Annotated in this window: 18 protein-coding genes and 1 tRNA gene; 5 read left to right on the top strand and 14 right to left on the bottom strand. The window is 73.0% G+C overall.

Going from position 1 to position 26,909, the window contains the following annotated elements:
- The first annotated feature begins 83 nt into the window (after nt 1-83).
- Nucleotides 84-1,799, top strand: a complete 1,716-nt coding sequence (locus ACWG52_RS17105; protein ID WP_389803583.1) for a bifunctional 3'-5' exonuclease/DNA polymerase — start codon at nt 84-86, stop codon at nt 1,797-1,799.
- Between the two features lie 5 nt (nt 1,800-1,804).
- On the opposite strand, the gene ACWG52_RS17110 is transcribed toward ACWG52_RS17105, so the two are convergent.
- The 4 genes from ACWG52_RS17110 to ACWG52_RS17125 form a co-directional block, all read right to left on the bottom strand.
- Nucleotides 1,805-3,058 (bottom strand): hypothetical protein, encoded by a 1,254-nt coding sequence (locus ACWG52_RS17110; RefSeq protein ID WP_389803585.1) that lies wholly within the window; start codon nt 3,056-3,058, stop codon nt 1,805-1,807.
- A gap of 115 nt (nt 3,059-3,173) precedes the next feature.
- Nucleotides 3,174-3,656 (bottom strand): SigE family RNA polymerase sigma factor, encoded by a 483-nt coding sequence (locus ACWG52_RS17115; protein WP_389804892.1) that lies wholly within the window; start codon nt 3,654-3,656, stop codon nt 3,174-3,176.
- A gap of 100 nt (nt 3,657-3,756) precedes the next feature.
- Entirely contained in the window at nt 3,757-4,263 is a 507-nt protein-coding gene (locus ACWG52_RS17120) for a GNAT family N-acetyltransferase (RefSeq protein WP_161295737.1), read from the bottom strand.
- Nucleotides 4,264-4,467: 204 nt separating this feature from the next.
- Complete coding sequence (locus ACWG52_RS17125; RefSeq protein ID WP_453128943.1) at nt 4,468-5,706, bottom strand: serine hydrolase domain-containing protein; 1,239 nt, start codon at nt 5,704-5,706, stop codon at nt 4,468-4,470.
- 142 nt (nt 5,707-5,848) lie between these two features.
- Between ACWG52_RS17125 and ACWG52_RS17130 the strand changes: the two genes are divergently transcribed.
- On the top strand, nt 5,849-7,471 hold the full coding sequence (locus tag ACWG52_RS17130) for an outer membrane protein assembly factor BamB family protein (RefSeq protein ID WP_453128944.1): 1,623 nt from the start codon (nt 5,849-5,851) through the stop codon (nt 7,469-7,471).
- 26 nt (nt 7,472-7,497) lie between these two features.
- Complete coding sequence (locus ACWG52_RS17135) at nt 7,498-8,349, top strand: hypothetical protein (RefSeq protein WP_389803595.1); 852 nt, start codon at nt 7,498-7,500, stop codon at nt 8,347-8,349.
- Nucleotides 8,350-8,473: 124 nt separating this feature from the next.
- Here the strand turns inward: ACWG52_RS17135 and ACWG52_RS17140 are convergent, their stop codons facing one another.
- A complete protein-coding gene (locus tag ACWG52_RS17140; RefSeq protein ID WP_453128945.1) occupies nt 8,474-8,722 on the bottom strand; it encodes an MbtH family protein in 249 nt (82 codons plus the stop codon).
- Nucleotides 8,723-8,953: 231 nt separating this feature from the next.
- Here ACWG52_RS17140 and ACWG52_RS17145 point away from each other — a divergent pair, with 231 nt between their 5' ends.
- Both ACWG52_RS17145 and ACWG52_RS17150 read left to right on the top strand, forming a co-directional pair.
- Nucleotides 8,954-10,183, top strand: a complete 1,230-nt coding sequence (locus ACWG52_RS17145; RefSeq protein WP_453128946.1) for an MFS transporter — start codon at nt 8,954-8,956, stop codon at nt 10,181-10,183.
- 118 nt (nt 10,184-10,301) lie between these two features.
- On the top strand, nt 10,302-10,892 hold the full coding sequence (locus ACWG52_RS17150) for a TetR/AcrR family transcriptional regulator (protein WP_453128947.1): 591 nt from the start codon (nt 10,302-10,304) through the stop codon (nt 10,890-10,892).
- A gap of 187 nt (nt 10,893-11,079) precedes the next feature.
- Here ACWG52_RS17150 and ACWG52_RS17155 read toward each other — a convergent pair.
- The 9 genes from ACWG52_RS17155 to ACWG52_RS17195 all read right to left on the bottom strand — a co-directional run bounded on the left by ACWG52_RS17155 (nt 11,080) and on the right by ACWG52_RS17195 (nt 26,806).
- Nucleotides 11,080-11,153, bottom strand: a tRNA-Thr gene (locus ACWG52_RS17155).
- Between the two features lie 209 nt (nt 11,154-11,362).
- Nucleotides 11,363-12,916, bottom strand: coding sequence for an alpha/beta hydrolase (locus ACWG52_RS17160; protein ID WP_389803606.1), 1,554 nt, complete (start codon nt 12,914-12,916; stop codon nt 11,363-11,365).
- Between the two features lie 215 nt (nt 12,917-13,131).
- A complete protein-coding gene (locus ACWG52_RS17165; protein WP_389803609.1) occupies nt 13,132-14,343 on the bottom strand; it encodes a DNA polymerase III subunit delta' in 1,212 nt (403 codons plus the stop codon).
- Nucleotides 14,344-14,415: 72 nt separating this feature from the next.
- Nucleotides 14,416-17,637, bottom strand: a complete 3,222-nt coding sequence (gene tmk, locus ACWG52_RS17170) for a dTMP kinase (protein ID WP_453128948.1) — start codon at nt 17,635-17,637, stop codon at nt 14,416-14,418.
- Between the two features lie 172 nt (nt 17,638-17,809).
- The gene (topA, locus tag ACWG52_RS17175; RefSeq protein WP_389803615.1) at nt 17,810-20,629 is read right to left on the bottom strand and encodes a type I DNA topoisomerase; all 2,820 of its coding nucleotides are present in this window, start codon (nt 20,627-20,629) and stop codon (nt 17,810-17,812) included.
- Between the two features lie 621 nt (nt 20,630-21,250).
- Nucleotides 21,251-22,765, bottom strand: coding sequence for a DUF7059 domain-containing protein (locus ACWG52_RS17180; protein WP_390139476.1), 1,515 nt, complete (start codon nt 22,763-22,765; stop codon nt 21,251-21,253).
- Nucleotides 22,766-22,918: 153 nt separating this feature from the next.
- Entirely contained in the window at nt 22,919-23,482 is a 564-nt protein-coding gene (locus ACWG52_RS17185) for a small secreted protein (RefSeq protein ID WP_386023207.1), read from the bottom strand.
- Nucleotides 23,483-23,685: 203 nt separating this feature from the next.
- Entirely contained in the window at nt 23,686-26,088 is a 2,403-nt protein-coding gene (locus ACWG52_RS17190; protein WP_453128949.1) for a sodium-translocating pyrophosphatase, read from the bottom strand.
- Between the two features lie 277 nt (nt 26,089-26,365).
- Complete coding sequence (locus tag ACWG52_RS17195; protein WP_389803624.1) at nt 26,366-26,806, bottom strand: ATP-binding protein; 441 nt, start codon at nt 26,804-26,806, stop codon at nt 26,366-26,368.
- Between the last annotated feature and the right edge of the window lie 103 nt (nt 26,807-26,909).

Consider the following 26,909-nt stretch of genomic DNA (forward strand, 5'->3'; position numbering starts at 1 on the left):
GGGCAGCGCCCCCGCAACGGCGCCGCGCCCGGCCGACGGCCACCGCACAGCCACTGTCGGACCCCGGTGGGACACTCGCACCCATGAGCGACCGCACTCCCCGGTGGGCCCTCGCCGAGGACGGCGACGGGTGGTGGCACGCCGCGCCCGTACCTCCCTGCGACGGAAACCGGATGCGCGTCCGCGACCCCGCCGAGGCGATCCGCGCCGCCCCGCCCGGCACCCGCTGGGTGTGGCGGTCCACCGCGGCCGTCTACCCCCGGCTGCTCGCCGCCGGCGCCCGCGTCGAGCGGTGCCACGACATCGAGGCCGCCGAGCTGCTGCTCCTCGGCCACGAGGGCCGCTTCGGCGAACCCCGCTCGGCGGCCGCCGCCTGGGCCCGGCTCAACGACGCCCCCGTACCGCCCGATCCGCGCCCGCGCGCCGCCGAGCCCCGCGCCCAGGACTCCCTCTTCGACCCGCAGCCCACCCCGGTCCCCCTGGACGCCCTGCTCGCCGTCCACGCCGACCAGACGAGGCGGATCGACGCCACCGCCCACCCCGACCGGATGCGGCTGCTCACCGCCGCCGAGTCGGCGGCCTTCCTCGTCGCCGCCGAGATGAACCGCGCGGGCCTGCCCTGGCGGGCCGACGTGCACCGCGCGCTGCTGACCGAGCTGCTCGGTGAGCGGTACGCGGGCGGCGGGGAGCCCCGGCGCCTCGCCGAGCTCGCCGACCGGGTCTCCGGCGCCTTCGGCAGACGGGTGCGCCCCGATCTGCCCGCGGACGTGATCAAGGCCTTCGCCGGGGCCGGCATCAAGCTCAGGTCCACCCGCCGCTGGGAGATCCAGGAGCTGGACCATCCCGCCGTCGAGCCGCTGATCGAGTACAAGAAGCTCTACCGGATCTACACCGCCCACGGCTGGGCCTGGCTCGCGGACTGGGTCCGGGACGGCCGCTTCCGCCCCGAGTTCATCCCCGGCGGCACCCTCACCGGCCGCTGGGTCACCAACGGCGGCGGGGCCCTGCAGATCCCCAAGGTGATCCGCCGGGCCGTGGTCGCCGACCCGGGCTGGCGGCTCGTCGTCGCCGACGCCGACCAGATGGAGCCGCGCGTCCTCGCCGCGATCTCCCGCGACCGCGCGTTCATGGAGGTCGCCGGGGAGGCCTCGGACCTGTACACCGCGGTCTCCCGCCAGGGCTTCTCCGGTGACCGGGACAAGGCCAAACTCGCCGTGCTCGGCGCCGTCTACGGTCAGACCTCCGGGGACGGCCTGAAGAACTTGGCCGCGCTCCGCCGCCGCTTCCCCCGGGCCGTCGCGTACGTGGACGACGCGGCGAAGGCCGGGGAGGAGGGTCGGCTCGTACGGACCTGGCTGGGCCGCACCTGCCCGCCACCGGCCGGCTCCGGCGAGGGGGACGAGGCCGGTGACGGCGGTGTCGACCCGGGCGAGGGGTACGGGGAGGGCGGGGGCCGCACCGCGCAGGACCGGGAGGACGGCTGGACCCCGAGCTACGCCTCGACGAACACCCGGGCCCGCGGCCGGTTCACCCGCAACTTCGTCGTCCAGGGCAGCGCGGCCGACTGGGCCCTGCTGCTGCTCGCGGCCCTGCGGCAGGCGACCGTCGACATGCGCGCCGAGCTGGTGTTCTTCCAGCACGACGAGGTGATCGTGCACTGCCCGGCCGAGGAGGCCGAGTCCGTCGTGGAGGCGATCCGCGCCGCCGGCGAACGGGCCGGCCGGATCGCCTTCGGCGACACCCCGGTCCGCTTCCCGTTCACGACGGCGGTCGTGGAGTGCTACGCGGACGCCAAATGAGGCCGTCAGCCGACGGGCGTGGTGAGCTTCCATTCCGCGGCGAGCGCGATCTGCCGTAGCTGCTTCATCGTCAGCGCGGGTGCGGGGCGGGTGGCCGGGCCGTTCTGGTCGGCCGTGTTGAAGGCGGTGACCAGCACGCGCAGCCCGTCCGTGCGCAGGGTGTCCACCTTCCACTGGGTCACGCCCTTGTTCTTCTCCCCGGGCCCCGTCACTTCCCGCACCTTGGTGCCGTCGGACTGCGTGGTGAAGGCGGCGTTCCCCGAGAACCCCGAGGGGCTCGCGGCCGGCTGGACGTTGATCTGGACCAGGGACCTGCCCTTGCCGTCGTCGAGCACGACGAAGCCGTACGAGTCCTGCCCGCCCCGGGAGACGATCGGGACGGTGATCCTGAGCCGGGTCATCAGCTGTTCCAGGGCGTCCACGGCCTTCCGGTCCCGCAGGACGATCGACTCCGGCGGGGGCGCCGGCTCGGGCTCGGCCGCCGGCAGGTCGTTCAGGGCCGCGTGCCAGGTGGCCGAGGTGACCAGGCCCTTCAACTGCTCGACGGACAGCGGCGGGTCGGTCCGGGAGACGGGGGCGCCCTTGTCGGCCGCCGCGTTCCACTCGGACGCGTCGACCAGGAAGCCCTGCACGGTCACGAGCACGGCCCGCCAGACCTTGGTGTCCTCCCGGCGGTCCGGGTACTCGTACCCCTGGTACAGCAGCAGCCGTGAGCCGTCGGGCAGTTGCTCGGTCCGGCAGGCGTCGTAGCCGTGCAGGTTCTTGTCCTCGCACTCGGTCTGCGCGCGGGCCCCGCTGCCGAACGGGTCCACCCGCTGGAGGCTGAGGAAGACGGCCGCCGGGCCCTTGCCGTCGTCGTACACGACGCGGACCCTGGGGCCGAGCTCGTCCTGCGTGCCCCGCGCCTCGGGCGCGTCGATCCGGCCGCCCGGCAGGAGCGCCCTCATCGCGGCGATCATCTGGTCGGCGGTGACCGCGCCGGTGCCGGTCTGCCGCCCGTCGGCGGGCGGGGTCGGGGTCGGGGCCGTGACGTGGACCGCGCCCTCGGCGTCGGAGCCGCCGAACAGGCCGCCGGAGTAGGCCCCCGCCGTGGCGATCAGGAGCAGGGCCAGCACGGATCCACCGGCCACGGCGGCCCGGCGGCGCGCCACCAGGCGCCGGCCGCGCGCCCCGCCCGCTTCCGCGAGGGCCCCGGGGTCGGAGGTGAAGCCCTCCCCCGTGCGCCGGAGGGCTTCGGCGAGTTCGTCTTCGAAGGACATCAGGAGCCAGGCCTTCCGTGTGCCGGTCGGAGTGCGGGAGAGGGAGAGGAAGCGGGAGCGGGAGGGAGCGGGGGCGAGGGAGCGGGGGCGAGCCTGCCGGGGCGGGCCGGTGCTCTCAGCGGTCCACGAAGGCGGTGAGGTCGCCGCCGAGCTGCTCCCGCAGCCGGGCGAGCGCCCGTGAGGTCCGCGTACGGATCGCCGCCGAGCCGGTGTTCATCGCGTCGGCGGTCTCCTCCACGCTGCGGTCCTCCCAGTAGCGCAGCACCAGCACCGCCCGGTCCTTGGGCGCCAGCCGCCCCAGCGCCTCCAGCAGCGTCGGCGCAACCGCGTCGGGGAGCTCCCCGACCGGCCGCTCCCCCGAGGGCCGGCGGCGCTGGTGGGTGAGGAAGACCCGGACCAGCACCGTCTGCGCGTACGCCGCCGGATCGTCGACCCGGGAGATCCGGCCCCACCGCAGGTACATCCGCCCCAGGGTCTCCCGCACCAGGTCCTCCGCGAGGCGGGTGTCCCCGCCCACGAGCAGGCAGGCCGACCGGTGCAGATGGCCCGAACGGCTCGCGGCGAACTCCCCGAACCCGTCCCTGCGCGCCTGGCGCATGTGCTCCCCCCTCACGTCTCTCTCCCCCTCTGACGCGAGGGCGGCGGAGAATGTTTCACCTCCCCGCCGCCGATCCCGTCGCACTCCCGCCGGAGGCCGCTCAGCCCAGGTCGTGGAAGTACACGTGGAACTCCTCGCGGACGAAGCCCTCCGTCTCGTACAGCCCCTGCGCGACGGTGTTGTCGTACGCGGTCTCCAGCTGCACGCCGGACACCCCGGCCTCGCGGGCCCGGCGCAGCACCTCGCGCAGCAGCGCCCGGCCCGCTCCGGTGCGGCGGCCGGCGGGGGCGACGTAGAGGTCGTTGAGGACCCAGGCGGTCTTCAGGGAGAGGGAGGAGAACCCGCGGTAGACCTGCGCGAAGCCGACCGTGCCGAGCTCCGGGACATCGGCGAGCAGGACCAGCGACTCGTCCTTCGCGATCCGCTCCGCCAGGAACGCCCGTGGGGCGTCCGGGTCCTCGATGTCCACCTCGTAGAAGTCGAGGTAGCCGCGGAACAGTACGGCCGCCGCGTCGACGTCCGCCTCGCCGGCGGCGCGGACCGCGACCGCGGAAGGGGATTCCTCCGCCGGGGACCGGCCGTCCCGCTGTGCTGCCTGACCGTTCATGTGCGTCTCCCTCGTGGGTGTTTCGCGCGCCGCGGACCATTGTGCGTGGAGGGTGCCGAGCCGTCCGGGACTCTCCACGCCCTCGACTGCCTACGCTACGGCCGGAGTCGGCCGTGACGAAGGACGGGACGCACAACGCGACAACGGACCCCGGGACCGAAGTCCCGCGGTCCGCAGCTCACATGGCTCTGCCGTCGGCCCTGCTCACGAGGCCGGCTGGGCGGGGAGCGTGTAGACCCGGTCCGGGGTCACGATCTTGGTGATCGCCTCGCCGACCAGGGTGCTGGGCTCCTGGCCCTGGTATCCGATGTCCGTGTTGAGCAGCACGACGAGCGTGGCCTTCGCCTCCGGCAGGTAGAGGACCAGCGAGCCGTAGCCCGGCAGCGAACCGTTGTGCCCGATCCAGCCCTGGACGTCGAAGATGCCGAGGCCGTAGCCGGTGCCCGGGAGCGCGTCGACCACGTCGAGGCGCTGGGCCTGGGTGGCGGGGGTCAGCAGGGTGCCGGTCGCCAGGGTCTTCGCCCAGCTGCGCAGGTCGGAGAGGTCGGAGATCATCGCGCCGGCCGCCCAGGCCCAGGAGGGGTTCCAGTCGGTGGAGGTCTCGACCTTGCCGGAGGCCGTCTGGTCCGTGTAGCCCTGGGCGTGCGGGCTGGGGAACTCCGGGCCCGTGGGGAAGAGGGTGTGCTTCAACCCGGCCGGTCGGACGACCTCCTGGTCGACGAACGTGTCGAGGGGGACGCCGCTGACCTTCTCCACCACCAGCCCGAGCAGGATCAGGTTGGTGTTGCAGTAATAGAATTTCGCGTTCGGTTCGAAGAGCACCGGGTGCTCGAAAGAGTAGGCGAGCAGCTCCTGCGGGGTGAAGGGCCGGTCAGGGTTGCTGGTGAACGCCTTGTAGAAGCCCTCGTCCGCCGAGTAGTTGAACAGGCCGCTGCGCATGCCGGCGAGCTCGCGCAGGGTGATCCGGTCGCCGTTGGGCACCCCGTCGACGTACTTGCCGATCGGGTCGTCCAGACCGACCTTCCCCCGGTCCACCAGCTCCAGCAGGGCGGTCACGGTGAAGGTCTTCGTCACGCTGCCGATCCGCATGTTCAGGTTCGGGCTCATCGGCGCGCCCGTGGCCTTGTCGGCGACGCCGAAGGCCCGTACGTAGTCGCCCTTGCCGGGGGCCGACACGGACACGATCACGCCGGGGATCTTCGCCTCCGCCAGGACCTGCTTGATCGCGGTGTCCAACTGGCGGGTGACGGCCGGGGTCAGCTGCGCGAACTCGTCCGAGGCGGCGGGGTTCGGGGTCGGCGCGGGGACCGTCGCGGCCGGTACGGGCGCCGTGGGCGCCGCCGCGTCCCAGGCGTACGCCGCGCCGGCCCCCGCCCCCACGGGCCCCATCAGGAGTCCGACCGCCGCCAGGGTCACGGCGGCACTGCGCCGGCGTGTCGTCATGCCCGGCCTCCTCACCCGCCAAGCCAAGGAACCATCCCTCCACGCTAGACCTGCGCACCCGGCCGGGCGACCGGAGCCCGCGGCGGCGGAATCGTCCAAAAATCTATTCTAGAAATATCTCCGGATCGGCCAGACTTCCCCCATGACCGGTCGTACCTCCGGCCCACGGCCGGAACCCGACGAGCGGCGGACCGCCGGCTTCGGCCCGCCGCCCGCGCCGTTCGCCCCACCCCCACCGCCCGCACCACCCGCACCACCCGTACCGCCCACCGTGACCGCCCCGCTGCCCGGCGGCCGGAGCCGACAGCGGCTGCCCCGGCCCGTGGTCGCCGTCGGCGCCGCCCTGGCGCTGCTCTCCGCCCTGCTCGTGATCGGCGGCGGCGCCTACCGGCTCACGGTCCGCGGCCACAGCGCGGAGCCCCTGGCCGGGCCCACCGGTACGCCCCCGGTCGACCAGGGCGACGGCAACGGCGACGGCAAGGGCCCGGGCGGGGGCCCTGCCGGGGGCCCCGGGGCCTACGACCCCAACGCCGGCATCCGGGCGGGCGAGGCCCGCGTCTGGCTGCGCGACAACCAGGCCGAGGTGGCCGGGGCCGGGACCTCGCAGTACGGCCCGTGGCGGGTCGGCGACACCGTGGTCAGCGCGATCCTGAACGGTTTCACCGCGTACGCGGCGGCCGACGGCCAGGAGAAGTGGAAACTCCCGCTCCAGACACCGATGTGCGGGATCCCTCCGGCCCCGTCCACGACCGGCAAGCTCGTCGTGGGGGTGAAGGAGAGCACCTCGGAGAGCTCGCGCTGCACCCACCTCCAGCAGATCGACCTCACCACGGGGCGGGCGGGCTGGAAGGTTCCGCTGCCGGCCGAGAACGCGTACGACAGCTCGACCCAGTTCGAACCGGCGATCAGTGGTGACACCGTGGTCGTCGTCCGGTCGGCCGTCATGAGCGGGTTCTCGGTCACCGACGGCCGCAAGCTCTTCGGTACGTCGAGCCCGAACGGCTGCTACCCGTACGGCGTCGCCGGGGGCTCGCGGCTGATCGCCGTCCGCCAGTGCCCCGACCCGAAGGACGTCGTCGCCCGCGGACAGGCGATGGTCGAGGAGCTGGATCCGGCCACCGGCGCCGCCCGGTGGAGCTACACGTACGCCCCGGACTGGACCGTCGGCCGGGTGCTGTCCGTCGACCCGCTGGTGGTCGCCGCGCACCACAAGGACAAGAAGACCTGGAACCTCACGGCGTTCGCCGCAGACGGCACGGTGCGCTCGCAGAGCAACCCGGCCTTCGGGGTCAGCGGCCGCTGCAACGGCTTCGGCAACGCGACCGGTTTCCAGGAGTGCTACGCCGTCGCGGCCGACGCCGACTCGCTCTACATCGGCGCGGGCAAGCCCGGCAGCACGCTCGGCATCGACGTCACGAACCAGGTCGTCGCCGTCGACCTGAACACCGGCAAGGAGCGGTGGCGCACCGCCGAGCAGCCCAAGGGGCGCACCATGTGGCCGCTCGCGGTCGAGGACGGCAAGGTCCTCACCTACGTCACTCCGGGCAGCGGCGAGGCGGGGGCGGTCGTCGCCCTCGCCGCGGCCGACGGGGCCTCGCGGCCGGTGCTGCAGAGCCCGGCGGCGGCGGCCGGCCCCGAGGGCGTCTTCTACACCCACGGCATCCGCATCGCGTGGGCGGGCGGACGGCTGTTCCTGCTCAACGGCCGGGTCTACAGCCCGGAACCGCGCAAGGCGAGCCGCGCGATCCTGTCCTTCGGCAAGTAGGGCAGGCAGGTACCAGGAGGGGCACCGTGCAGAACCCGTACCAACAGCCGACCGAGCCCGGCGGCCTGTACCGGCCGCCGCCCTTCGAGGCGCCGCGGGAGCCCGACACCGGCCGGGGCCGGATCAGCCGGAAGCGGCTCGTCGTCGGGATCGGCGCGCTGACCGCCCTGGCGGTCGGCGCCGCCGCGACCGGTGTCGCGCTCGGCGCCCGCGAGAACCGGCACCGCGCCTCGGCGGCGGCCGCGGCGCAGGCGGCCGACCCGACGAAGCCGCTCGTCGCGGGCTGGAAGACCGTGATCAACCCCAAGCACGGCACCGCCTTCGACGTCCCGCCCGGCTGGGAGGTCCTCGAACCCCAGATCTTCAGCGGCCACGTGGACGACAAGGACTCGGAGAAGATCATCATCGGGCACTCGGCCCCCGCCTTCTACAAGTCCAAGTGGTGCAGCGTCGACGGCGACGGCGACGGCCAGGTCGTGGACGTCCGGCTCGCCAACACCGGCACCAAGGGCGCCGGCGGCGCCAAGGACCCCGCCGACATCGCCGTGAAGGAGGCACCCACCTGGGTCTACGCCGCCTACACCCAGCCGGACAAGAGCGTGGTCACCTCCGACAAGCCGGTGGCGTACACCACGAAGTCGGGGGTCAAGGGGAGTTACGTCAAGGCGCGCTCCTCGGGCGCCCCGCGGAGCGACCGCTGCGCGGGCGACGGGCAGGCGATCGTCTTCGGCTTCCGCAACTCCCGCGGTGACCTGGTCTCCTGGGACTTCTACGGCCGTACCGGCGTCCCGGGGGCCGTCGACGACGCCCTGATCATGCGCATCCTGAGCACGGTCCGCCTGGCGGGCGAGCCGCAGGACCCCGGCACCGGGCCGTGACCGCCCGGGGCCGTGATCGGCCCGGGCCGTGATCGCCCGGGGCCGTCCGCCGGGCGGTCCGGACGGGCGCCTCAGCCCTTCAGGAGGCGGACCTCGGCCTCCTCGGTGAGGCCGTCCGCGAGCTTCAGCTGCAGCGCGACCGGCTCCCCCCGGACGCGTCACCCGGGACAGGTGACCCGGGACAGATGACGGGCCGGCCGGGCCGGCGCACGCTCAGGGGGCGCTGGTCCGTCCACACCTCGTCGATGTGCGCGAGGCACTCCTCCTTGGTCCCGGTCACTCCCGTGTCCCGCCACTCCAGGGGCAGTTCGCGCCCTTCCGGCCAGATCGAGTACTGCTCTTCCCCGTTGACGACAACGGGGAACCGCCCCACTGCGCATCTCCACCTACGCGCCGGCCCGACAGCCCGGCGACCTCATCTGCGGGCCCCAACCTCCTCGGCCCGCCCCGCCACCACAACACCCACCCCATACCGGCTCCCGAACCGCGCGATCGCCCCGGCCGATCGCCGGCGGCCGCACACCCCATTGAGTAGACGCAACGCCTAGTCTAATGTCTCGCCCAGACGCAACGCATCGTCCAGTCTCACGCCGGAGGTCATCCCGTGCCGAACCGAACCGACCGCGCCGACTCCCCGCCCGACGCGGCGACTTCACCCCGGCCCCGCAGGGGACTCGCGACCGCCGCTGTGGCCTTCGCCTTCTGGATCACCATGGCGGGGACCACCGCGCCCACCCCGCTCTACCCCGTGTACGGCGAGGAGTTCGGCTTCTCCCCGATCACCGTCACCGTGATCTTCGCCGTCTACGCCCTCGGGGTCGTCGTCGGACTCCTCGCCTTCGGGCGCCTGTCGGACCAGGTCGGGCGGCGCCCCGTACTGGTCGCGGCGACCCTGCTCTCCATCGGCGCCGCCGGGGTGTTCCTGACCGCCGACGACGTGGCCGTCCTGCTCGTCGCCCGCGTGCTCTCCGGCTTCTCCGCCGCCCTCGTCACCGGCGCCGCCACCGCCGCGCTCACGGAACTCCTCCCGCGGGAGGGCAGGGTCCGGCCCGCGACGCTCGCGCTGTTCGCCAACATGGGCGGCCTCGCCTGCGGCACGCTGCTCGTCGGGATCCTGGCCGATGTCGCGCCCGCACCGCTGCGCACACTGTGGATCGTGATGCTCGCCCTGGCGGCGATCGGGCTCGTCGGCGTGGCCTCGACCCGGGAGACCGCCACTCACCGCTCCGGATTCACCCTCCGGTTCCAGCCGTTGCGCATACCGTCGGAGATCCGCTCGGACTTCCTGCGCTCCGCGATGGCCGCCGGCGCGGGCTTCGCGGTGCTCGGCGTACTCACCGCCGTCACCGGCCTGTTCCTCGGCACGGCCTTGCACCGGAGCAGCCACACGCTCACCGGACTCGTCGTCTTCACCGCCTTCGCCTGCACCGCCCTGGGGCAGCTGCTGGTCCGCCGGATCACGCCGGGCGCCGCGCTCCGGGTGGCCTGCCAGGGACTGATCCTCGCCGCGGCACTGATCGGCCTGGCCATGGCGACCACCTCCCTGACCCCGCTGCTCGCCGGCGCCGCGGTGAACGGCCTGGCCACCGGCATCGCCCTCGGCCACGGCCTCGCCGACATCACCACCCGCGGCAACCCGCGGCACCGCGGCGCGTCGGTGTCGACGTTCTTCGCGGTCCTCTACTCCATGCTCGCCGTCCCCGCGATCGGCGTCGGCGTACTGATCCGCGCCACGAGCCTGCGCCCGGCCGGGGCGATCTTCAGCGCCGCGGTCGCCCTGCTCGCGCTCACGGTCCTGCTGAGCCTCGCCCGCACCCGCAGGACGTCCGCGTGATCAGCCGATCGCGACCCCGATCCGGTGTGCCAGAATCGCGGCATTCGCACGAAACAAGGGGTGACCGAGCATCAGCGCCGCACGGAAGACCGAAGGCCGCCGCGCCCCCTCCCCCGTCGTGAGCCGCACGGGTCCGCGGCGCAGTGAGAGCATCCGCGTCGCGGTGCTGAACGCCGCCGACGACCTGCTGGTGGAACAGGGCTTCGCCGCGACGACGATCGAGGGCATCGCCACCCGGGCGGGCGTCGCCAAGCAGACGATCTACCGCTGGTGGAAGTCGAAGGTCGAGATCCTGCTCGACGCCCTGGAGGAGGACGCCCTCGAAGGCCTGGCCTGGGCCGAGCCGGCCGGAACCCCCGCCGAGGACCTCACCGCACACCTGCACCGCGTCGCCGACTTCTTCCAGGAACCGGCGGGCCGGGTACTCCAGGCCCTCCTCGGCAACGCCCAACTCGACAAGGACGCCGCCGCCGCCCTGCGCGAGGGATTCCTCCTCCAGCAGCGCGCACGCGACCTGACCGGCCTGGCCGCGATCATCGAACGCCACACGGGCACCACCCCGGACGAGGACCACCTCGCCCACCTCGCCGACCTCCTGCTGGGCCCGATCTACTACCGTGCCCTCACCTTCGGCACCCCGCCACCCAAAACCCTCATCGAGACCACGGCCCACCTCACCCTGACCCTCGCGACCCCGCCCACCAAGTGAGCCCACCCGGCTGCCGCATGCTCGTCGCCCGATCCGTCGCGCCGAGCAGGCTCCCGAAGCGGTGCCCGAGCAGGACGGCCTCACGGCGGCATCACATGAGGGCGCGAAGATCATCGCATTCCGCCCCCGATCGGTCGGGGCATGAAAAAGCCCCAGGTCACGGCGAGTGAGTCCTGGGGCTGATCCGAGCCGCCTTCGGGATTCGAACCCGAGACCTACGCATTACGAGTGCGTTGCTCTGGCCAACTGAGCTAAGGCGGCACCGCTGGTCAGACAAGTATTCCCTCGAAGAGGGGCGCTCATCAGCAGCGGCGCCAAGTCTACAGGGTGTGGACGGGTGCCCCGAACCAGGTTTCGCCGAGCGGGTACGGAGGCCGCCTATCGGGGTGATCCCGGCATGTCGGGCGCGCTTCGCCGGCTGGGCCGGCGGCCGTGGGTGCTCGGCGTTCGTGCGCCGTGAGGCGGCGGTCTCAGCACTTCTTGCCGTCCTGCGGGGGCTTGCCCTCCAGCAGGTAGCGGTTGATCGCGGTGTCGATGCATTCGCTGCCGCGCCCGTACGCCGTGTGGCCGTCGCCGTCGTAGGTGAGGAGCGTGCCCGATTCGAGCTGGCCGGCCAGCGCCTGGGCCCACTTGTACGGGGTCGCCGGGTCGCGCGTGGTGCCCACCACCACGATCGGCGCGGCGCCCTTCGCGGTCAGCTCCCTCGCCTTGCCCGTGGCCTTCACCGGCCAGTACGTGCAGTTCAGCGCGGCCCAGGCGAGGCCCGCGCCGAAGACCGGGGAGGCCTTCTCGAAGGACGGCAGGGCGGTGTCCACGGCCTCCGGGCCGGTGAAGGCCGCGGGCTGGTCGAGGCAGTTGACGGCGGCGTTCGCGAACATCAGGTTGGCGTACTTGCCGTCCGCCTCGCGCTCGTAATAGCTGTCGGCCAGGCTCAGCAGCCCCGATCCGTCGCCGTTCATCGCCGAGCTGAGCGCCTCGCGCAGCTGCGGCCAGGCGCTCTCGTCGTACAGCGCCGCGATCACCCCGGTCGTCGCCAGGGCCTCCCCCAGCGGGCGGTCCGGGTCGCCGCTCGCGACGGGCTGTGCGTCGAGCTTGCGGAAGAACTCCTTCAGGCGCGCCGCCACCGCGTCCGGGTCGCCCTTGCCCAGCGGGCAGTCGGGCTGCTTCGCGCAGTCCTTGGCGAAGGAGGTGAAGGCCGTCTCGAAGCCCTCCGTCTGGTCCCGGTTCAGTTCGAGCGCGGGCCGGGCGGGGTCCATCGCCCCGTCCAGGACCAGCCGTCCGACCCGGTCCGGGAAGAGGTCCGCGTACGTGGCGCCCAGCAGGGTGCCGTACGAGGCCCCGACATAGTGGAGCTTCTGGTCACCGAGCACCCCGCGCAGCAGGTCCATGTCCCGGGCGGCGTCGACGGTGGAGACGTGCGGCAGGACCCGCCCCGACTTCGCCTCGCAGGCCCGCGCGAACTCCTTGAAGGCCGCCACCAGCTCTGCCCGCTCGGCCGCGTCGTCCGGTGTCTGGTCCACCTGCGTGTACTTGTCCATGGCCGGGCCGCTGAGGCACTCGACGGGGCTGCTGCGTTCCACCCCGCGCGGGTCGAAGGACACCATGTCGTACTGGGCCCGCACGGCCGCGGGGTAGCCGATGCCCGCGTACGCCTGGAGGTAGCCGATGCCGGAGCCGCCGGGACCGCCCGGGTTGACCACCAGCGAGCCGAGGCGCTTGCCCGGCCCGGTGGCCGTACGGCGGGACACCGCGATGTCGACGTCCTGGCCGGAGCCGGGGTTCGCGTAGTCCAGCGGCGCCTTCATCGTGGAGCACTGGAATCCCGGGACACCGCAGTCGCGCCAGGTCAGCTTCTGCGCGTAGTACGGGCGCAGCGCGGCGGCGTCGGGGGACGGCGGCGCCGAAGGCAGGGAAGCCGCGGCGGCCCCGGGTTCCCCCGACCCGCCCGAGGTGCACCCGGAGAGCAGCAGCCCGGCGGCTGCGATCACGGTTCCGGTGGTACGCAGCAGGCGACTGGTGTCCATCCCCGGAGCCTACGTCCTGCCGGTGGACCTGGGCCGGCGCTCCGGGACCGGACGGCCGCACGCCTTCCGTGGCCGGTGCCGGGCGTGGCACGGACCGGGCACTGCCCGGCCCCGACGGCCGGTTCGCCCGCACGGGTGAGCCGGTCAACCGGGTGTGGACCGCCGCCCCGCGGACCGGCCCCGGCCAGGCCTCGGCACAGCCCGCTCGGCCACCGTCAGCCCGCGCGCAGGGCCATCGTCATCGCCTCCACCGCGAGGAGCGGGGCGACATTGCGGTCGAGGGAGTCGCGGCAGGCGATGATCGCCTCGATCCGGCGCAGGGTCCGCTCAGGCCCCGAGGCGCGGGCGATCCGGTCCAGGTCGTGCCGTATCTCCTCGTTGGCGATGGCCACGGACGAGCCGAGCTGCAGGGCCAGGACGTCCCGGTAGAAACCGGTGAGGTCGGTCAGCGCCACTTCGAGGGTGTCGCGCTGGGTACGGGTGCGACGGCGCTTCTGCCGGTCCTCCAGCTCCTTCATCACACCCGCCGTACCACGCGGCATCCGGCTGCCTGCGCCCGCTCCGGCGCCGAGCGCGGCCCTCAGCTCCTCGGTCTCCTTGGTGTCGACCTCGTCCGCGACCTGCTTGGCGTCCTCCGCTGCGGCGTCGACCAGCTCCTGCGCGGCCTTGAGGCAGGCGCCGATGTCGTCCACCCGGAGCGGGAGCTTCAGGACCGTCGCCCTGCGCTCCCGGGCGCCCTCGTCCGTGGCCAGCCGGCGGGCGCGGTCGACGTGCCCCTGGGTGACCCTGGCGGCGGCCAGGGCGGCCGTCGGCTCGACGCCGTCCCGCCGCACCAGCAGGTCGGCGACGGCCGCGACCGAGGGGGTGCCGAGGCTGAGGAGGCGGCAGCGTGAGCGGATGGTGGGCAGCACGTCCTCCACGGAGGGCGAGCAGAGCAGCCAGACCGTCCGGGGCGCGGGCTCCTCCACGGCCTTGAGGACCGCGTTGGCGGACTTCTCGTTCAGCCGCTCGGCATCCTCGACCAGGATGATCTGCCAGCGGCCCGTCGCCGGGGACGTGTAGGACTTGCGGACGGTGTCCCGCATGTCGGCGACGAGGATCTGGCTGCCGACCGCGACCACCGTCGAGACGTCCGCGTGCGTACCGACCATCGTGGTGTGGCAGCCGTCGCAGAACCCGCAGCCGGGCTCACCGCCGAGGGCCCGGTCGGGGCTGGTGCACTGCAGCGCGGCGGCGAAGGCCCGGGCGGCCGTGGTCCGGCCGGATCCGGGCGGACCGGTGAACAGCCAGGCGTGCGTCATCTTGGAGGCCGCGGGCGGCGCGGTCCCGGCCGTGGCGGCCGTGACCAGCGCGTCCGCGTCACGGGCGGCGGCGGCCAGCTGCGCCCGGATCCGCTCCTGTCCCACCAGGTCGTCCCATACGGGCATCCCGCCCACCACCTTTCACTCTCCGTGCACCCATTGTGGCGGGCGCCACCGACAATCCCGTCCCCGCCGAGGTCAGCGGCGGCGGCGCGATCCGCGTTCGCCCTCGTCGCCGTCCTCGTCGTCCCGGTGGCGGCCCAGCAGTTCGTCCGCCAGCGTCGGCAGGTCGTCCAGCGGGGTCTCCTCGGCCCACTCCGGCCGCGGCCGGCGCGGCCGGCCCTCGTCGTCGACGACGGGAAGCTCGCGCGTCCGGTCGTTGCCGGAGTCCCGGAAGATGCCCGAGGGCACCCGGTCGGTCGGATTCTCCTCGGGTCGCTGGGCCGTCGGCCGCGTGGCGGACCGGGGGCCCCCGGTGCCGCTCCCCTGCGCGGACTGCGGGGACCGCGGCGCCTGCGGGGACTGCGGCGCGGTCGGCCGTACGGGCGGCAGCACCGCCGTCTCGTCCGTCGCGCGGACCGGCGGCAGCACCGAGGTCTCCGCGGCCGAGGCCGGGTCGACCTTCGGCACCGGGACGGTCTGGGTGACGTCGTCCGGCTGGACGACCCGCTTGACCGGCTTGGCCTCCGGAGCGGCCGGGGCCGCCGGGGCGACCTGCGCCACCGGGGTCTCCACCGTCACCGCGTCGTCCGGGTGCGGCTCCGGCTCCGGCTTCTTGGTCATGCCGACCTTGGGCGCGGCGGCGGGCGACGCGGGCGCAGCCGGTGCGGCCGCGGCCTTCGCCGCCGCCTCGGCCGCCACCAGTCGGCGGGCCTCCTCGGCCTTGAGCAGGGCCTCCTCGGCGCGCCGCTGCTTCTCCAGCCGCCGCTCCTCGGCCTCGGCCCGCAGCCGGGCCTCCTCCTCCGCCTGCCGACGCAGCCGCTCGGCCTCCGCCGCGCGCGCCTTCTCCTCGGCCTCCGCGCGCAGCCGCTCGGCCTCGGCCCGGGCGCGGGCCTCCTCCTCGGCGCGCAGCCGCTCCTCCTCCGCCTTGCGGGCGGCTTCCGCCTCGGCCTTGATCCGCGCGGCCTCTGCCTCGCGGGCCAGCCGCGCCTCCTCCTCGGCACGCAGCCGGGCTTCCTCCGCCTTGCGCGCCGCCTCTTCCTCGGCCTTGCGCCGGGCCTCTTCCTCGGCCTTGCGTCGCGCCTCCGCCTGGGCGGCCACCTCGGCCTCCGAGAGCGGCAGCATCCGGTCCAGGCGGTGCCGTACGACGGTGGTCACCGACCCCGGGTCCTGGCCCGCGTCGACCACGAGGTAGCGGCCGGGGTCGGACGCGGCGAGGGTCAGGAACCCGGACCGCACCCGCTGGTGGAACTCCGCCGGCTCCGACTCCAGCCGGTCCGGTGCCTCCGTGAACCGCTCGCGCGCCGCCTCCGGCGACACGTCGAGCAGCACGGTCAGGTTCGGGACGAGCCCGTCGGTGGCCCAGCGCGAGATCCTGGCGATCTCCGTCGGGGAGAGGTCACGGCCGGCGCCCTGGTAGGCCACCGAGGAGTCGATGTAGCGGTCCGAGATGACGACCGCGCCACGCTCCAGGGCCGGGCGCACCACCGTGTCCACGTGTTCCGCCCGGTCGGCGGCGTACAGCAGTGCCTCGGCGCGGTTCGACAGACCGGCCGAGGAGATGTCGAGCAGGATCGAGCGGAGCCGCTTGCCGACGGGGGTCGCCCCGGGCTCCCGGGTCACCACGACCTCGTGGCCCTTGCCCCGGATCCACTCGGCCAGCGCCTGGACCTGGGTGGACTTGCCGGCTCCGTCGCCGCCCTCCAGGGCGATGAAGAACCCGGTGGCGGACGCCGCCTGTACGGGCTCCCCGCCACGCAGCGCCTCGCGCAGGTCCCGCCGCAGGGGGACGCCCCGGCGGTCGTCGGCCTTGGTGAGCACCAGCACGGCGACCGGCAGCAGCAGGGCGCCGACGAGCATCAGGGTGAAGGCGGCACCGCCGTGCGCGAAGACGACCTCGGCACCGGTCAGCCGGTGCGGGCCGATCGCCGCGGCGAGCACGGGCGCGGCCACGGCGCCGAGCGCCACGGCCACCCGTACGACGGCCTGGAGGTGCTCGGTGATCCGGGCCCGCCGGAACTCCTCGGTCTCCTGGTCCAGCAGGGTGTGGCCGGTGTTGGCCGCGACGCCCGCGGCGATGCCGGCGATCAGCGAGAGGAACAGCACGGTCGCCATGTCCGGGACGAGCCCGGTCAGCAGCAGCGCGAGCCCGGTGACCGCGATGGCGAGGGCCAGCAGCCGGCGGCGGGACAGGGCGGGCAGCACCTTGCCGGCCTGGGTGGCGCGGATGCCCACGGCGGTGCCGCCGACCAGCGCGAGGACGAACAGCGCGAACGCCGCCGGGCCACCGCCCAGGTCGAAGGCGTGCAGGACGGACACGGACACGGCGCTGGAGACCGCTCCGGCGACGGCGGCGCAGCTGAGGACGAGCAGGGGGATGACGCCCGTACGGCCCTTGTCGGGCCGGTCGCCCGCCTTGGGGGTGCGCAGGCCCTCCAGCGGCGAACGCGGCCGCGGGGTCGCCCCGCCCGGCAGCACCAGCGGCAGGAGCAGCGACACCGAGGCGGCGAAGAGGCCGGAGGCCACGTACGAGCCGAGGGCGGCCTGGTTCGCGGCGAACCAGTCGACGCCGAGGCCGAGCGCCTTGCCGACCAGGGTCGCGGCGAGCAGCGCGGCCGCGGCGATCGGGAGCGCGGCGAAGGCCGTACGCAGGGTCAGCCGGCGCAGCGCGTCCAGGTGGTCAGGGAGCGGCCGTACGGTGGCCCCCTCCGGCGGCGGCGCGGGCAGCAGGGCGGGCGCCGCGCTCTCCTTCGCCAGGGTCCACAGCCGCTCGGCGGCACCGGAGACGAAGACGGTGGCCAGCAGCGCGGTCAGCGCGTGGGACGGGATCCAGTCGAGCCACAGCGGGGCGACGACGAAGAGCCCGAGGCGGACCCCGTCGGCCCCGATCATGGTCCAGCGGCGGTCCAGCTTGCCGCCGGCTCCCAACAGCCCGGCCAGCGGGCCCAGCAGGACCGCGCCGAAGAGCAGGGTGGCGAGGATGCGGACCCCGAAGACGGTGGCGACGGCGAGGGCCGCGCCGCGGGATCCGCCGCCGAAGGCCCCTTCCGAGGCGGCCGCCTGGACGGCCAGCAACACCAGCACCAACAGGGCCAGGGCATCGCCGATGCCGCTCACCAACTGGGCGCTCCACAGCCGGCGCAGCCTGGGAGTGCGCAGCAGTGCGCGCACCGCACGCTCGCGGGAATCCGCGGCTAGGGCTTCGTCGTAGGTGGGGTTCGCCGGGGCGGTCACGACCGCCGGCTGCTCGGCTCGCGTCATCCGCCCAGCCTATCCGCTGCGCCATGCGGGTGCGGAAGCCTGTGGACGAGGTCGGATGTGACCCCGGACCCACCTTTTCCGGGAGCGGCGCGGCGCTTCCCGGGCCTGTGCCCCGGACTCCGCGCCTCAAACGCCGGCGGGGCCTGGATCGGCCCCGCCGGCGCTTGATCGACTACTCGTCCCCGGCGGGAGCGGCGGCCGTCTTCTTGGCCGTCGCCTTCTTGGCGGTGGTCTTCTTGGCGGCCGCGGTGGTCTTCTTCGCGGCCGTCGTCTTCTTCGCGGCGGCCTTGGTGGCCGTCGCCTTCTTCGCCGGGGCCTTCTTGGCGGGGGCCTTCTTCGCCACCTTCTTGGCCGGGCCCTTCGCCCGCTTCTCCGCGAGCAGCTCGTAGCCGCGCTCCGGCGTGATCGTCTCGACGTCGTCGTCCCGCCGCAGCGTCGCGTTGGTTTCGCCGTCCGTCACGTACGGACCGAATCGGCCGTCCTTGACCACGACCGGCTTCTCGCTGACCGGGTCGGTGCCCAGCTCCTTCAGCGGCGGCTTGGCCGCGGCCCGCCCGCGCTGCTTGGGCTGCGCGTAGATGGCGAGGGCCTGGTCCAGGGTGATCGAGAAGAGCTGGTCCTCGGTCTCCAGCGACCGCGAGTCCGTGCCCTTCTTCAGGTACGGGCCGTAGCGGCCGTTCTGGGCCGTGATCTCCACGCCCTCCGCGTCCGCGCCGACCACGCGCGGCAGCGACATCAGTTTCAGCGCCTCGTCGAGGGTGACCGTGTCCAGGCTCATGGACTTGAAGAGCGAGGCGGTCCGCGGCTTGACCGCGTTCTTGCCCGTCTTCGGGGTGCCCTCGGGGAGGATCTCCGTCACGTACGGCCCGTAGCGGCCGTCCTTGGCGACGATCTCGTTGCCGCTGATCGGGTCCTTGCCGAGCTCGAACTCGCCGCTCGGCTTGGCGAACAGCTCCTCCGCGTACTCGACCGTCAGCTCGTCCGGAGCCATGTCGTCCGGGACGTCGGCGCGCTGGTGGCCCTCCGCGTCCTTCTCGCCGCGCTCGACGTACGGCCCGTAACGGCCGACGCGCAGCACGACGCCGTCGCCGACCGGGAAGGAGGAGATCTCCCGGGCGTCGATCGCGCCGAGGTCCGTGACGAGTTCCTTCAGGCCGCCGAGGTGGTCCCCGTCGGCCGGCACGACCTCGGTCGCGTCCTCCGAGCCGAAGTAGAACCGCTTCAGCCACGGCACGGACTGGGCCTCGCCCCGCGCGATGCGGTCGAGGTCGTCCTCCATCTTCGCGGTGAAGTCGTAGTCGACGAGGCGCCCGAAGTGCGTCTCCAGCAGGTTGACCACGGCGAACGACAGGAAGGACGGCACGAGCGCCGTGCCCTTCTTGAAGACGTAGCCGCGGTCGAGGATGGTGCCGATGATCGACGCGTACGTCGACGGACGGCCGATCTCGCGCTCTTCGAGCTCCTTGACCAGCGAGGCCTCGGTGTAGCGGGCCGGCGGCTTGGTCGAGTGCCCGTCCGCCGTGATCTCCTCGGCGGCGAGCGCATCGCCCTCCGCGACCTGCGGCAGGCGCTTCTCGCGGTCGTCGAGCTCGGCGTTCGGGTCGTCCGCGCCCTCGACGTAGGCCTTCATGAAGCCGTGGAAGGTGATCGTCTTGCCGGACGCGGTGAACTCGGCGTCGCGCCCGTCCGCGGCCCGGCCGCCGATCTTCACGGTGACGCTGTTGCCGACCGCGTCCTTCATCTGGGAGGCGACGGTCCGCTTCCAGATCAGCTCGTACAGGCGGAACTGGTCGCCGGTCAGACCCGTCTCGGCCGGGGTGCGGAAACGATCACCCGAAGGACGGATCGCCTCGTGCGCCTCCTGCGCGTTCTTGACCTTGCCGGCGTAGACGCGCGGCTTCTCCGGCAGGTAGTCGGCCCCGTAGAGCTGGGTGACCTGCGCCCGCGCCGCCGACACCGCGGTGTCGGACAGCGTGGTGGAGTCGGTACGCATATAGGTGATGAAGCCGTTCTCGTACAGCTTCTGCGCCACCTGCATCGTCGCCTTCGCACCGAAGCCCAGCTTGCGCGAGGCCTCCTGCTGGAGCGTCGTCGTACGGAACGGGGCGTACGGGGAGCGCCGGTACGGCTTGGACTCGACCGAGCGGACGGCGAACGAGGTGTCCGCCAGCGCGGCGGCCAGCGCCCGCGCGCCCGACTCGTCGAGGTGCAGCACCTCGCTCTTGAGCTGCCCGTTCGAGCCGAAGTCGCGGCCCTGCGCGATGCGCTTGCCGTCCACCGTGTTCAGACGGGCGACCAGCGTCGACGGGTCGGAGGCGTCACCGGCGCGTCCGGTGGAGAAGGTTCCGGTCAGGTCCCAGTACTCGGCGGTGCGGAAGGCGATGCGCTCGCGCTCCCGCTCGACGACGAGGCGGGTGGCCACCGACTGCACGCGGCCCGCCGACAGCTTCGGCATGACCTTCTTCCACAGGACCGGCGAGACCTCGTAGCCGTAGAGGCGGTCGAGGATGCGGCGGGTCTCCTGGGCGTCGACCATGCGCTGGTTCAGCTCGCGCGGGTTGGCGACGGCGTCGCGGATCGCGTCCTTGGTGATCTCGTGGAAGACCATCCGGTGGACGGGGACCTTGGGCTTGAGGACTTCCTGCAGGTGCCACGCGATGGCTTCGCCCTCGCGGTCCTCATCGGTGGCGAGGAAGAGTTCGTCGGACTCGGCCAGGAGCTCCTTGAGCTTCCTGACCTGGGCCTTCTTGTCCGCGTTGACCACGTAGATCGGCGCGAAGTCGTGCTCGACGTCCACACCGAGGCGGCGGACCTCGCCGGTGTACTTGTCGGGAACCTCGGCCGCGCCGCTGGGGAGGTCGCGGATGTGCCCGACGCTCGCCTCGACGACGTATCCGGGGCCGAGGTAGCCCTTGATCGTCTTCGCCTTGGCTGGGGACTCGACGATGACGAGTCGGCGGCCGCCCTTTGCGGTCTCGCTAGTCGGGGACAACTTGGCTCTTCTCTCCGGTCGGCACTCGGTCGCGGTACGGCGACGCTGCGGAGTGTGACGGTACAACCCGCCCCCGTGTCAAACGGCAGAAGCCCGCAACGGCCACTCGAACGGTAACCCGACAAGTGCCGTTTCTGCCGCCCGGATGCCGCGCCGGGGCGTTCCCGATCACCGGGCAGGGTGGCCGAAGGGCCGTCTGGCCGCGCCCCCGCACCCGGCTCCGCGCCTGCTCCGACCTCGGCTTTCGGGGCGGGATCCGGGGCCGGATCCCGGCCTTCCGCAGCGCCTCGATCTCGGTGTCGGAGCCGCGCGAGGCGCCGTGCTCGCAGGGCCGTAGACGCACCGCCCGCGCCCCACCGACGAGCGTGGCCGACGCCACGGCCGCGACGGGGCGCGTGACCTCCGCCACCGGCACAGGGTGGCGGGCACGCGCCCCCGTCAGGGCTGCGGAGCGGCCCCGAACAGCGGGAACACGGCCGTCACGAAGATCGCCGGACCGTTTTCCGCGCCGCTTCCCCTTACCCCCGGGCCGCTCTCGGGATCCCCCCGGATCCCTCTGCCCAGGAGACTGGCAGCCGTACGGATACAGCGGGCGAACCCCGGGTTACATCCAGGGGCGGACTACCGCGCGGAGCCCGTCACGGGGTCCAGGAAACCCTGCTCGACCAGCAGCCGGATGGCCTCCGGAGTGCGGTCCCGCAGCACGATCGGGTCCTCCTGCATCAGCTGCGCGATCGCGTCGAGGATCCGGCCCGCGCTCAGTGAGCCGTCACACACTCCGGCGAAGCCGGCGCCGACCGTGTCGACCTTGGTGGCACGCCGCATTCCGCGGTTCTGCCGGAGCACGACGTGTTCCGGATCCTCCGCGCCGGGCGCGCCGACCTGCTCCTGGACCACTTCCTCGGCCAGTGCGAAATGGGCCTCCAGCAGGGCCGCGTCGTCGTGCTGCCGCAGGTAGTCCTGGCGCGCGAAGTGCGCGCGGACGGCCTCGCCGAGCGGCTGCTCCACCGTGTGGGGCCACTCCTCGACCACGATCGAGGGCTCGGCCGCGTCCGTCCGGCGCAAGGTGATCCACCCGAAGCCGACGGACTTGGTCCCGCGGGCCTCGAACTCGTCCAGCCAGTCCTCGTACCGCCGCGCGTACTCGGCGGGGTCGGTCCGGTGGTCGCCCGCGTCGCGCAGCCAGAGCTCCGCGTACTGCGTCACGTCCTGCACGTCACGCTGCACGATCCAGGCGTCGCAGCCGCGCGGCACCCAGGAGCGCAGCCGGTCGCGCCAGTCCTCGCCCTCCACGTGCTGCCAGTTGCCGAGGAACTGCGCGTACCCGCCCTGGTTGAGCCGCGCCCCGGCCTCCTGGACCAGGGTCCGGCACAGGTCGTCGCCGCCCATGCCGCCGTCCCGGTACGTCAGCCGGGCGCCGGGGGAGATCACGAAGGGCGGGTTGGACACGATGAGGTCGTACGTCGCGTCGCCGACGGGCTCGAAGAGCGACCCGGCGAGCAGCTCGGCCTCGGGCGCCCCGGAGAGCGCCAGCGTCAAACGGGTGAATTCCAGGGCCCTGGGGTTGACGTCGGTGGCGGTGACCCGGGTGGCGTGCCGGGACGCGTGCAGCGCCTGGATGCCGGATCCGGTGCCGACGTCGAGGGCGGAGCCGACCGGGGTGCGGACGGTGATCCCCGCCAAGGTGGTGGAGGCACCGCCGACACCGAGGACCACGCCCTCCTCGCGGCTGCCGATCCCACCGGCCCCGCCGACGGAGCAGCCGAGGTCGGAGACGATGAACCAGTCCTCGCCGTCCGGACCGCCGTACGGGCGTACGTCGACGGTGGCGTGCACCTCGTCGCCCTCCAGCCGCAGCCAGCCGTCGGCCAGGGCCGTCTCGACGGGAAGTGCCGAGGCGGCGTGCACGTACGGCTCCGGCTGCTGGAGCAGGAACAGCCGGACCAGGCTCGCGAGCGCCCCGTCACCGGGGCCACGGGTGGCACGCAGGGCCGGGACGGTCTCGCTGCGGGCCAGCGCGGCGTAGGCGGGGGCGCCGAGCAGGTCGAGCAGCCCGTCGGCGGTGAAGCCGGCGTAGAGGAATGCTGCGCGGAGCTCGGCGGCGCGCTCGGGCGTGGGGAGGCTGGTGGTACTCACGCGTCCATTGTGTCCGCTGGGACCCGTCCTGCGGATCACACCGGGCCCGGAGCGCCGAAAGGGCGGCCGCAGCCCCTTCCGGGACCACGGCCGCCCTGAGCGACGTACCGCGCGAAACGCCGCGCGCGCGGGCCGTGCGGTGCTGCCGGGGTGCTACTGGGCCGCCGGTGCCGCCGCGACCTGGCAGCCCTTCTGGCCGTTGATGGCCTCGCCCAGGCCGCCCGCCTTGAGCTGGGCGAGCGCGTCCTGGCCGCCCTTGGTGACGTCCTTGAGCCCGCCCGCGACCTCCTTGAGGCCGTCGGCGAACTTCGCCTTGTCCTGTGGGTCGAGGGCGTCCGTCTTCGTCTTCAGGTCGGCGTAGCCCGTGGAGGTCGTCTCGAAGCCCTTGGCCGCCGCCTCCTGGGTCGCGGCGCCGTTCTTGACCGGCGGAACGCCCGCCGACCGCAGGGCGGCCGCCATCGCCTTGTACGACTCGGTCATGGTCCCGAACGCCGCCGAGTCGGTCTTCTGGACCTCGTCGGGCTTACTGCTCTCGGAGGCCACCCGCTTGATCTCGACGTTGGCGGCTTCGATCTTCGCGATCTGGGGCTGCCACTGGTCACAGACCTTCTTGGCCCAGGAGCCGGCCTTCTGGTCGGTCTCGTCCCCGCCGCATCCGGACAGGACGAGCATCAGTGCCGCACCGCCCGACAGCGCGGCCGCAAACTTCTTGTTCACCGGATTGGTCCCTTCGAAGGCTTCCGCCCGGAAGATACACGCCCACCCTCCGTGGACGCACAAAGGCGGACAGACGGCGCGTGAGTCCGCGCCGCCCGTCCGCCTTTCGGGCGTACCGGCCGGCCCTGCCCTGCCCGGCCCGGCCCGGCCCGGCCCGGCCCGGCCCGGCCCGGCCCGGCCCGTGCCTCTGACGGGACCTGGGATCAGGAGACCGTCGCGGGATCGGCCGACTGGGCCACCCGCTCGGCGGCTCCGCCCTCGGTCTCGTCGCCGACGGCGATGCCGCGGCGCTTGGAGATGTACACCGCGGCGATGATGATCCCGATCGACAGGACCGCGACGACGGCCCGGACGACCGGGCTGCTGTCCTCGCCGTAGCTGAACTGCACGACCGCGGGGGCGATCAGCAGCGCCACCAGGTTCATGACCTTGAGCAGCGGGTTGATCGCGGGGCCCGCGGTGTCCTTGAACGGGTCACCGACCGTGTCGCCGATGACGACCGCCGCGTGGGCCTCGCTGCCCTTGCCGCCGTGGTGACCGTCCTCGACGAGCTTCTTCGCGTTGTCCCACGCGCCGCCGGAGTTGGCGAGGAAGACCGCCATCAGGGTGCCCGTGCCGATGGCGCCCGCCAGGAAGGAGCCGAGGGCGCCCACACCGAGGGAGAAGCCCACGGCGATGGGGGTGAGCACGGCGAGCAGGCCGGGCGTGGCGAGCTCGCGCAGCGCGTCCTTGGTGCAGATGTCGACGACGCGCCCGTACTCGGGCTTCTCGCTGTAGTCCATGATCCCGGGGTGCTCGCGGAACTGGCGGCGCACCTCGTAGACGACGGCGCCCGCGGAGCGGGAGACGGCGTTGATGGCGAGGCCGGAGAACAGGAACACGACGGCCGCGCCCAGGATCAGCCCGACGAGGTTGTTGGGCTGCGCGATGTCCAGGCTGAGGTTCAGCTCCCCGGCCTTGGCGCCGACCTCCTTGACGGCGGCGGCGATCGCGTCGTTGTACGAACCGAAGAGCGCCGCGGCGGCGAGCACGGCCGTGGCGATGGCGATGCCCTTGGTGATGGCCTTCGTGGTGTTGCCCACGGCGTCCAGGTCGGTCAGGACCTGCGCACCGGCGCCCTCGACGTCGCCGGACATCTCGGCGATGCCCTGGGCGTTGTCGGAGACGGGCCCGAAGGTGTCCATGGCGACGATGACGCCGACGGTGGTGAGCAGGCCGGTGCCGGCCAGGGCCACCGCGAAGAGCGCGAGCAGGATGGACGTTCCGCCGAGCAGGAACGCGCCGTAGACGCCGAGACCGATGAGCAGGGCCGTGTAGACGGCGGACTCCAGACCGACCGAGATGCCGGCGAGGACGACGGTGGCCGCTCCCGTCAGGGAGGACTTGCCGATGTCCCGGACGGGGCGCCGGTTGGTCTCGGTGAAGTAGCCGGTCAGCTGCTGGATCAGGGCCGCGAGCACGATGCCGATGGCGACGGCGACGACGGCCAGGATCCGCGGGTCACCCGTGTGGTTGGAGATCGCCGGGTTCTCGACGCCGACGAGCTCCTTGTAGGTGGCCGGCAGGTAGGCGTAGACCGCGATCGCGACCAGCACCAGGGAGATCACGGCGGAGATGAAGAACCCGCGGTTGATGGCGGTCATGCCGCTGCGGTCGCTGCGGCGCGGGGAGACCGCGAAGATGCCGATCATCGCGGTGATGACGCCGATCGCGGGCACGATCAGCGGGAAGGCGAGGCCCAGGTCGCCGAAGGCGGCCTTGCCGAGGATGAGCGCGGCCACCAGGGTGACGGCGTAGGACTCGAAGAGGTCGGCCGCCATTCCGGCGCAGTCTCCGACGTTGTCGCCCACGTTGTCGGCGATGGTCGCGGCATTGCGCGGGTCGTCCTCCGGAATGCCCTGCTCGACCTTGCCGACCAGGTCGGCGCCGACGTCGGCGGCCTTGGTGAAGATTCCGCCGCCCACGCGCATGAACATCGCGATCAGGGCGGCGCCGAGACCGAAGCCCTCCAGGACCTTGGGGGCGTCGGCGGCGTAGACCAGGACGACGCAGGAGGCGCCGAGGAGGCCGAGGCCGACGGTGAACATGCCGACGACGCCGCCCGTGCGGAAGGCGATCTTCATCGCCTTGTGGGAGACCTCGGTCAGGTCCTTGGCGGGCTCCCCCTCGGCCGGTGTGGCCTCGCGTGCCGCGGCGGCGACACGGACGTTGGCGCGGACCGCCAGGCGCATGCCGAAGTAGCCGGTGGCCGCCGAGAAGATGGCGCCCACGAGGAAGAAGGCGGAACGCCCGCCCCGCTGCGTCCAGTCGTCGGCGGGGAGCAGGAAGAGCAGGAAGAAGACCACGACGGCGAAGATGCCGAGCGTGCGCAACTGCCGGCCGAGATAGGCGTTGGCGCCTTCCTGGACGGCTGCGGCGATCTTCTTCATGCTGTCGGTTCCCTCGTCGGCGGCGAGTACCTGGCGGACCAGGATCTGCGCGACGACGAGTGCGGCGAGTGCCACGGCCGCAATGACGATCACGATGAGCCGATTGTCATCGGTGAGTACTGCGGCTGCCAGATCTGTGGTGCGATCCGGCGCAATGGGGGTGAAGAGCCCCGTCATTCGTCCTCCTTGACGTGATGAGCTCAAGATGTGGACGGATTGTAGGGAGCGCGCCCCGATCAAAACAGTGCGCAGGAAACGTAATTGGCGTGCTCTCGCTCCTCAGCAATAGATCGCGTCACTCCATTACCCTCGAAAGTGGTAATGGGGCAAAGGCATTGACGCTTCATCATTGATCTAGGGAAATGAAAAAGGCCCTGCTCAGCAGGGCCTTGATAAAGATCTGAAGATACGAAGGTTTAAACGCGGGGCGGATCACGGTGGATCGCCGTGGATCTCAAGGGAGCTCGGAGACTCCGGCCACGGGCCAACTCATCCGGATGGTCCCGCCCGCTTCCCCACTGCTCACCTCGACGTCGTCGACGAGTCCGCTGATCACCGCGAGACCCATCTCGTCCTCGGTCTCGCCCTCGGACTCCAGGACGGCGGTGATGCCGGGAACCGCCTCGGACCCGCCGCCGGCGGGCGCGGGGACCTCGTCGCCGACCTCGATGGAGAACACCTTGTCCTCCTCGGTCAGCACCACCCGGACGGGCGCGGTCAGCCCGTTGCTCCGATGGAGTCCCACGGCACGCGAACAGGCTTCGCCCACGGCGAGGCGGACCTCGTCGAGGACGGCTTCCTCCACACCGACCCGGCGCGCCACGGCGGCCGCGACCAGGCGGGCCGTCCGGACGTGTTCGGGCTGGGCGCTGAAGCGCAGTTCAACGGTGGCCATGCGCATCCCCCTCGGACTACGGGCGTGCCTTGACAGGGGCCCGGGCCAACCATGGCCCGGTACCCCCGCTCTCCTCGTCGGCTCCCTGCCGCCCGGAGGCTGC

The organism is Streptomyces sp. CLCI03, from assembly GCF_053615355.1.

Coding starts and splice junctions, on each gene's coding strand:
- ACWG52_RS17105 (WP_389803583.1), top strand. CDS start 84: ATGAGCGACCGCACTCCCCGGTGGGCCCTCGCCGAGGACGGCGACGGG.
- ACWG52_RS17110 (WP_389803585.1), bottom strand. CDS start 3,058: ATGTCCTTCGAAGACGAACTCGCCGAAGCCCTCCGGCGCACGGGGGAG.
- ACWG52_RS17115 (WP_389804892.1), bottom strand. CDS start 3,656: ATGCGCCAGGCGCGCAGGGACGGGTTCGGGGAGTTCGCCGCGAGCCGT.
- ACWG52_RS17120 (WP_161295737.1), bottom strand. CDS start 4,263: ATGAACGGTCAGGCAGCACAGCGGGACGGCCGGTCCCCGGCGGAGGAA.
- ACWG52_RS17125 (WP_453128943.1), bottom strand. CDS start 5,706: ATGACGACACGCCGGCGCAGTGCCGCCGTGACCCTGGCGGCGGTCGGA.
- ACWG52_RS17130 (WP_453128944.1), top strand. CDS start 5,849: ATGACCGGTCGTACCTCCGGCCCACGGCCGGAACCCGACGAGCGGCGG.
- ACWG52_RS17160 (WP_389803606.1), bottom strand. CDS start 12,916: ATGGACACCAGTCGCCTGCTGCGTACCACCGGAACCGTGATCGCAGCC.
- ACWG52_RS17165 (WP_389803609.1), bottom strand. CDS start 14,343: ATGCCCGTATGGGACGACCTGGTGGGACAGGAGCGGATCCGGGCGCAG.
- tmk (WP_453128948.1), bottom strand. CDS start 17,637: ATGACGCGAGCCGAGCAGCCGGCGGTCGTGACCGCCCCGGCGAACCCC.
- ACWG52_RS17190 (WP_453128949.1), bottom strand. CDS start 26,088: ATGACGGGGCTCTTCACCCCCATTGCGCCGGATCGCACCACAGATCTG.
- ACWG52_RS17195 (WP_389803624.1), bottom strand. CDS start 26,806: ATGGCCACCGTTGAACTGCGCTTCAGCGCCCAGCCCGAACACGTCCGG.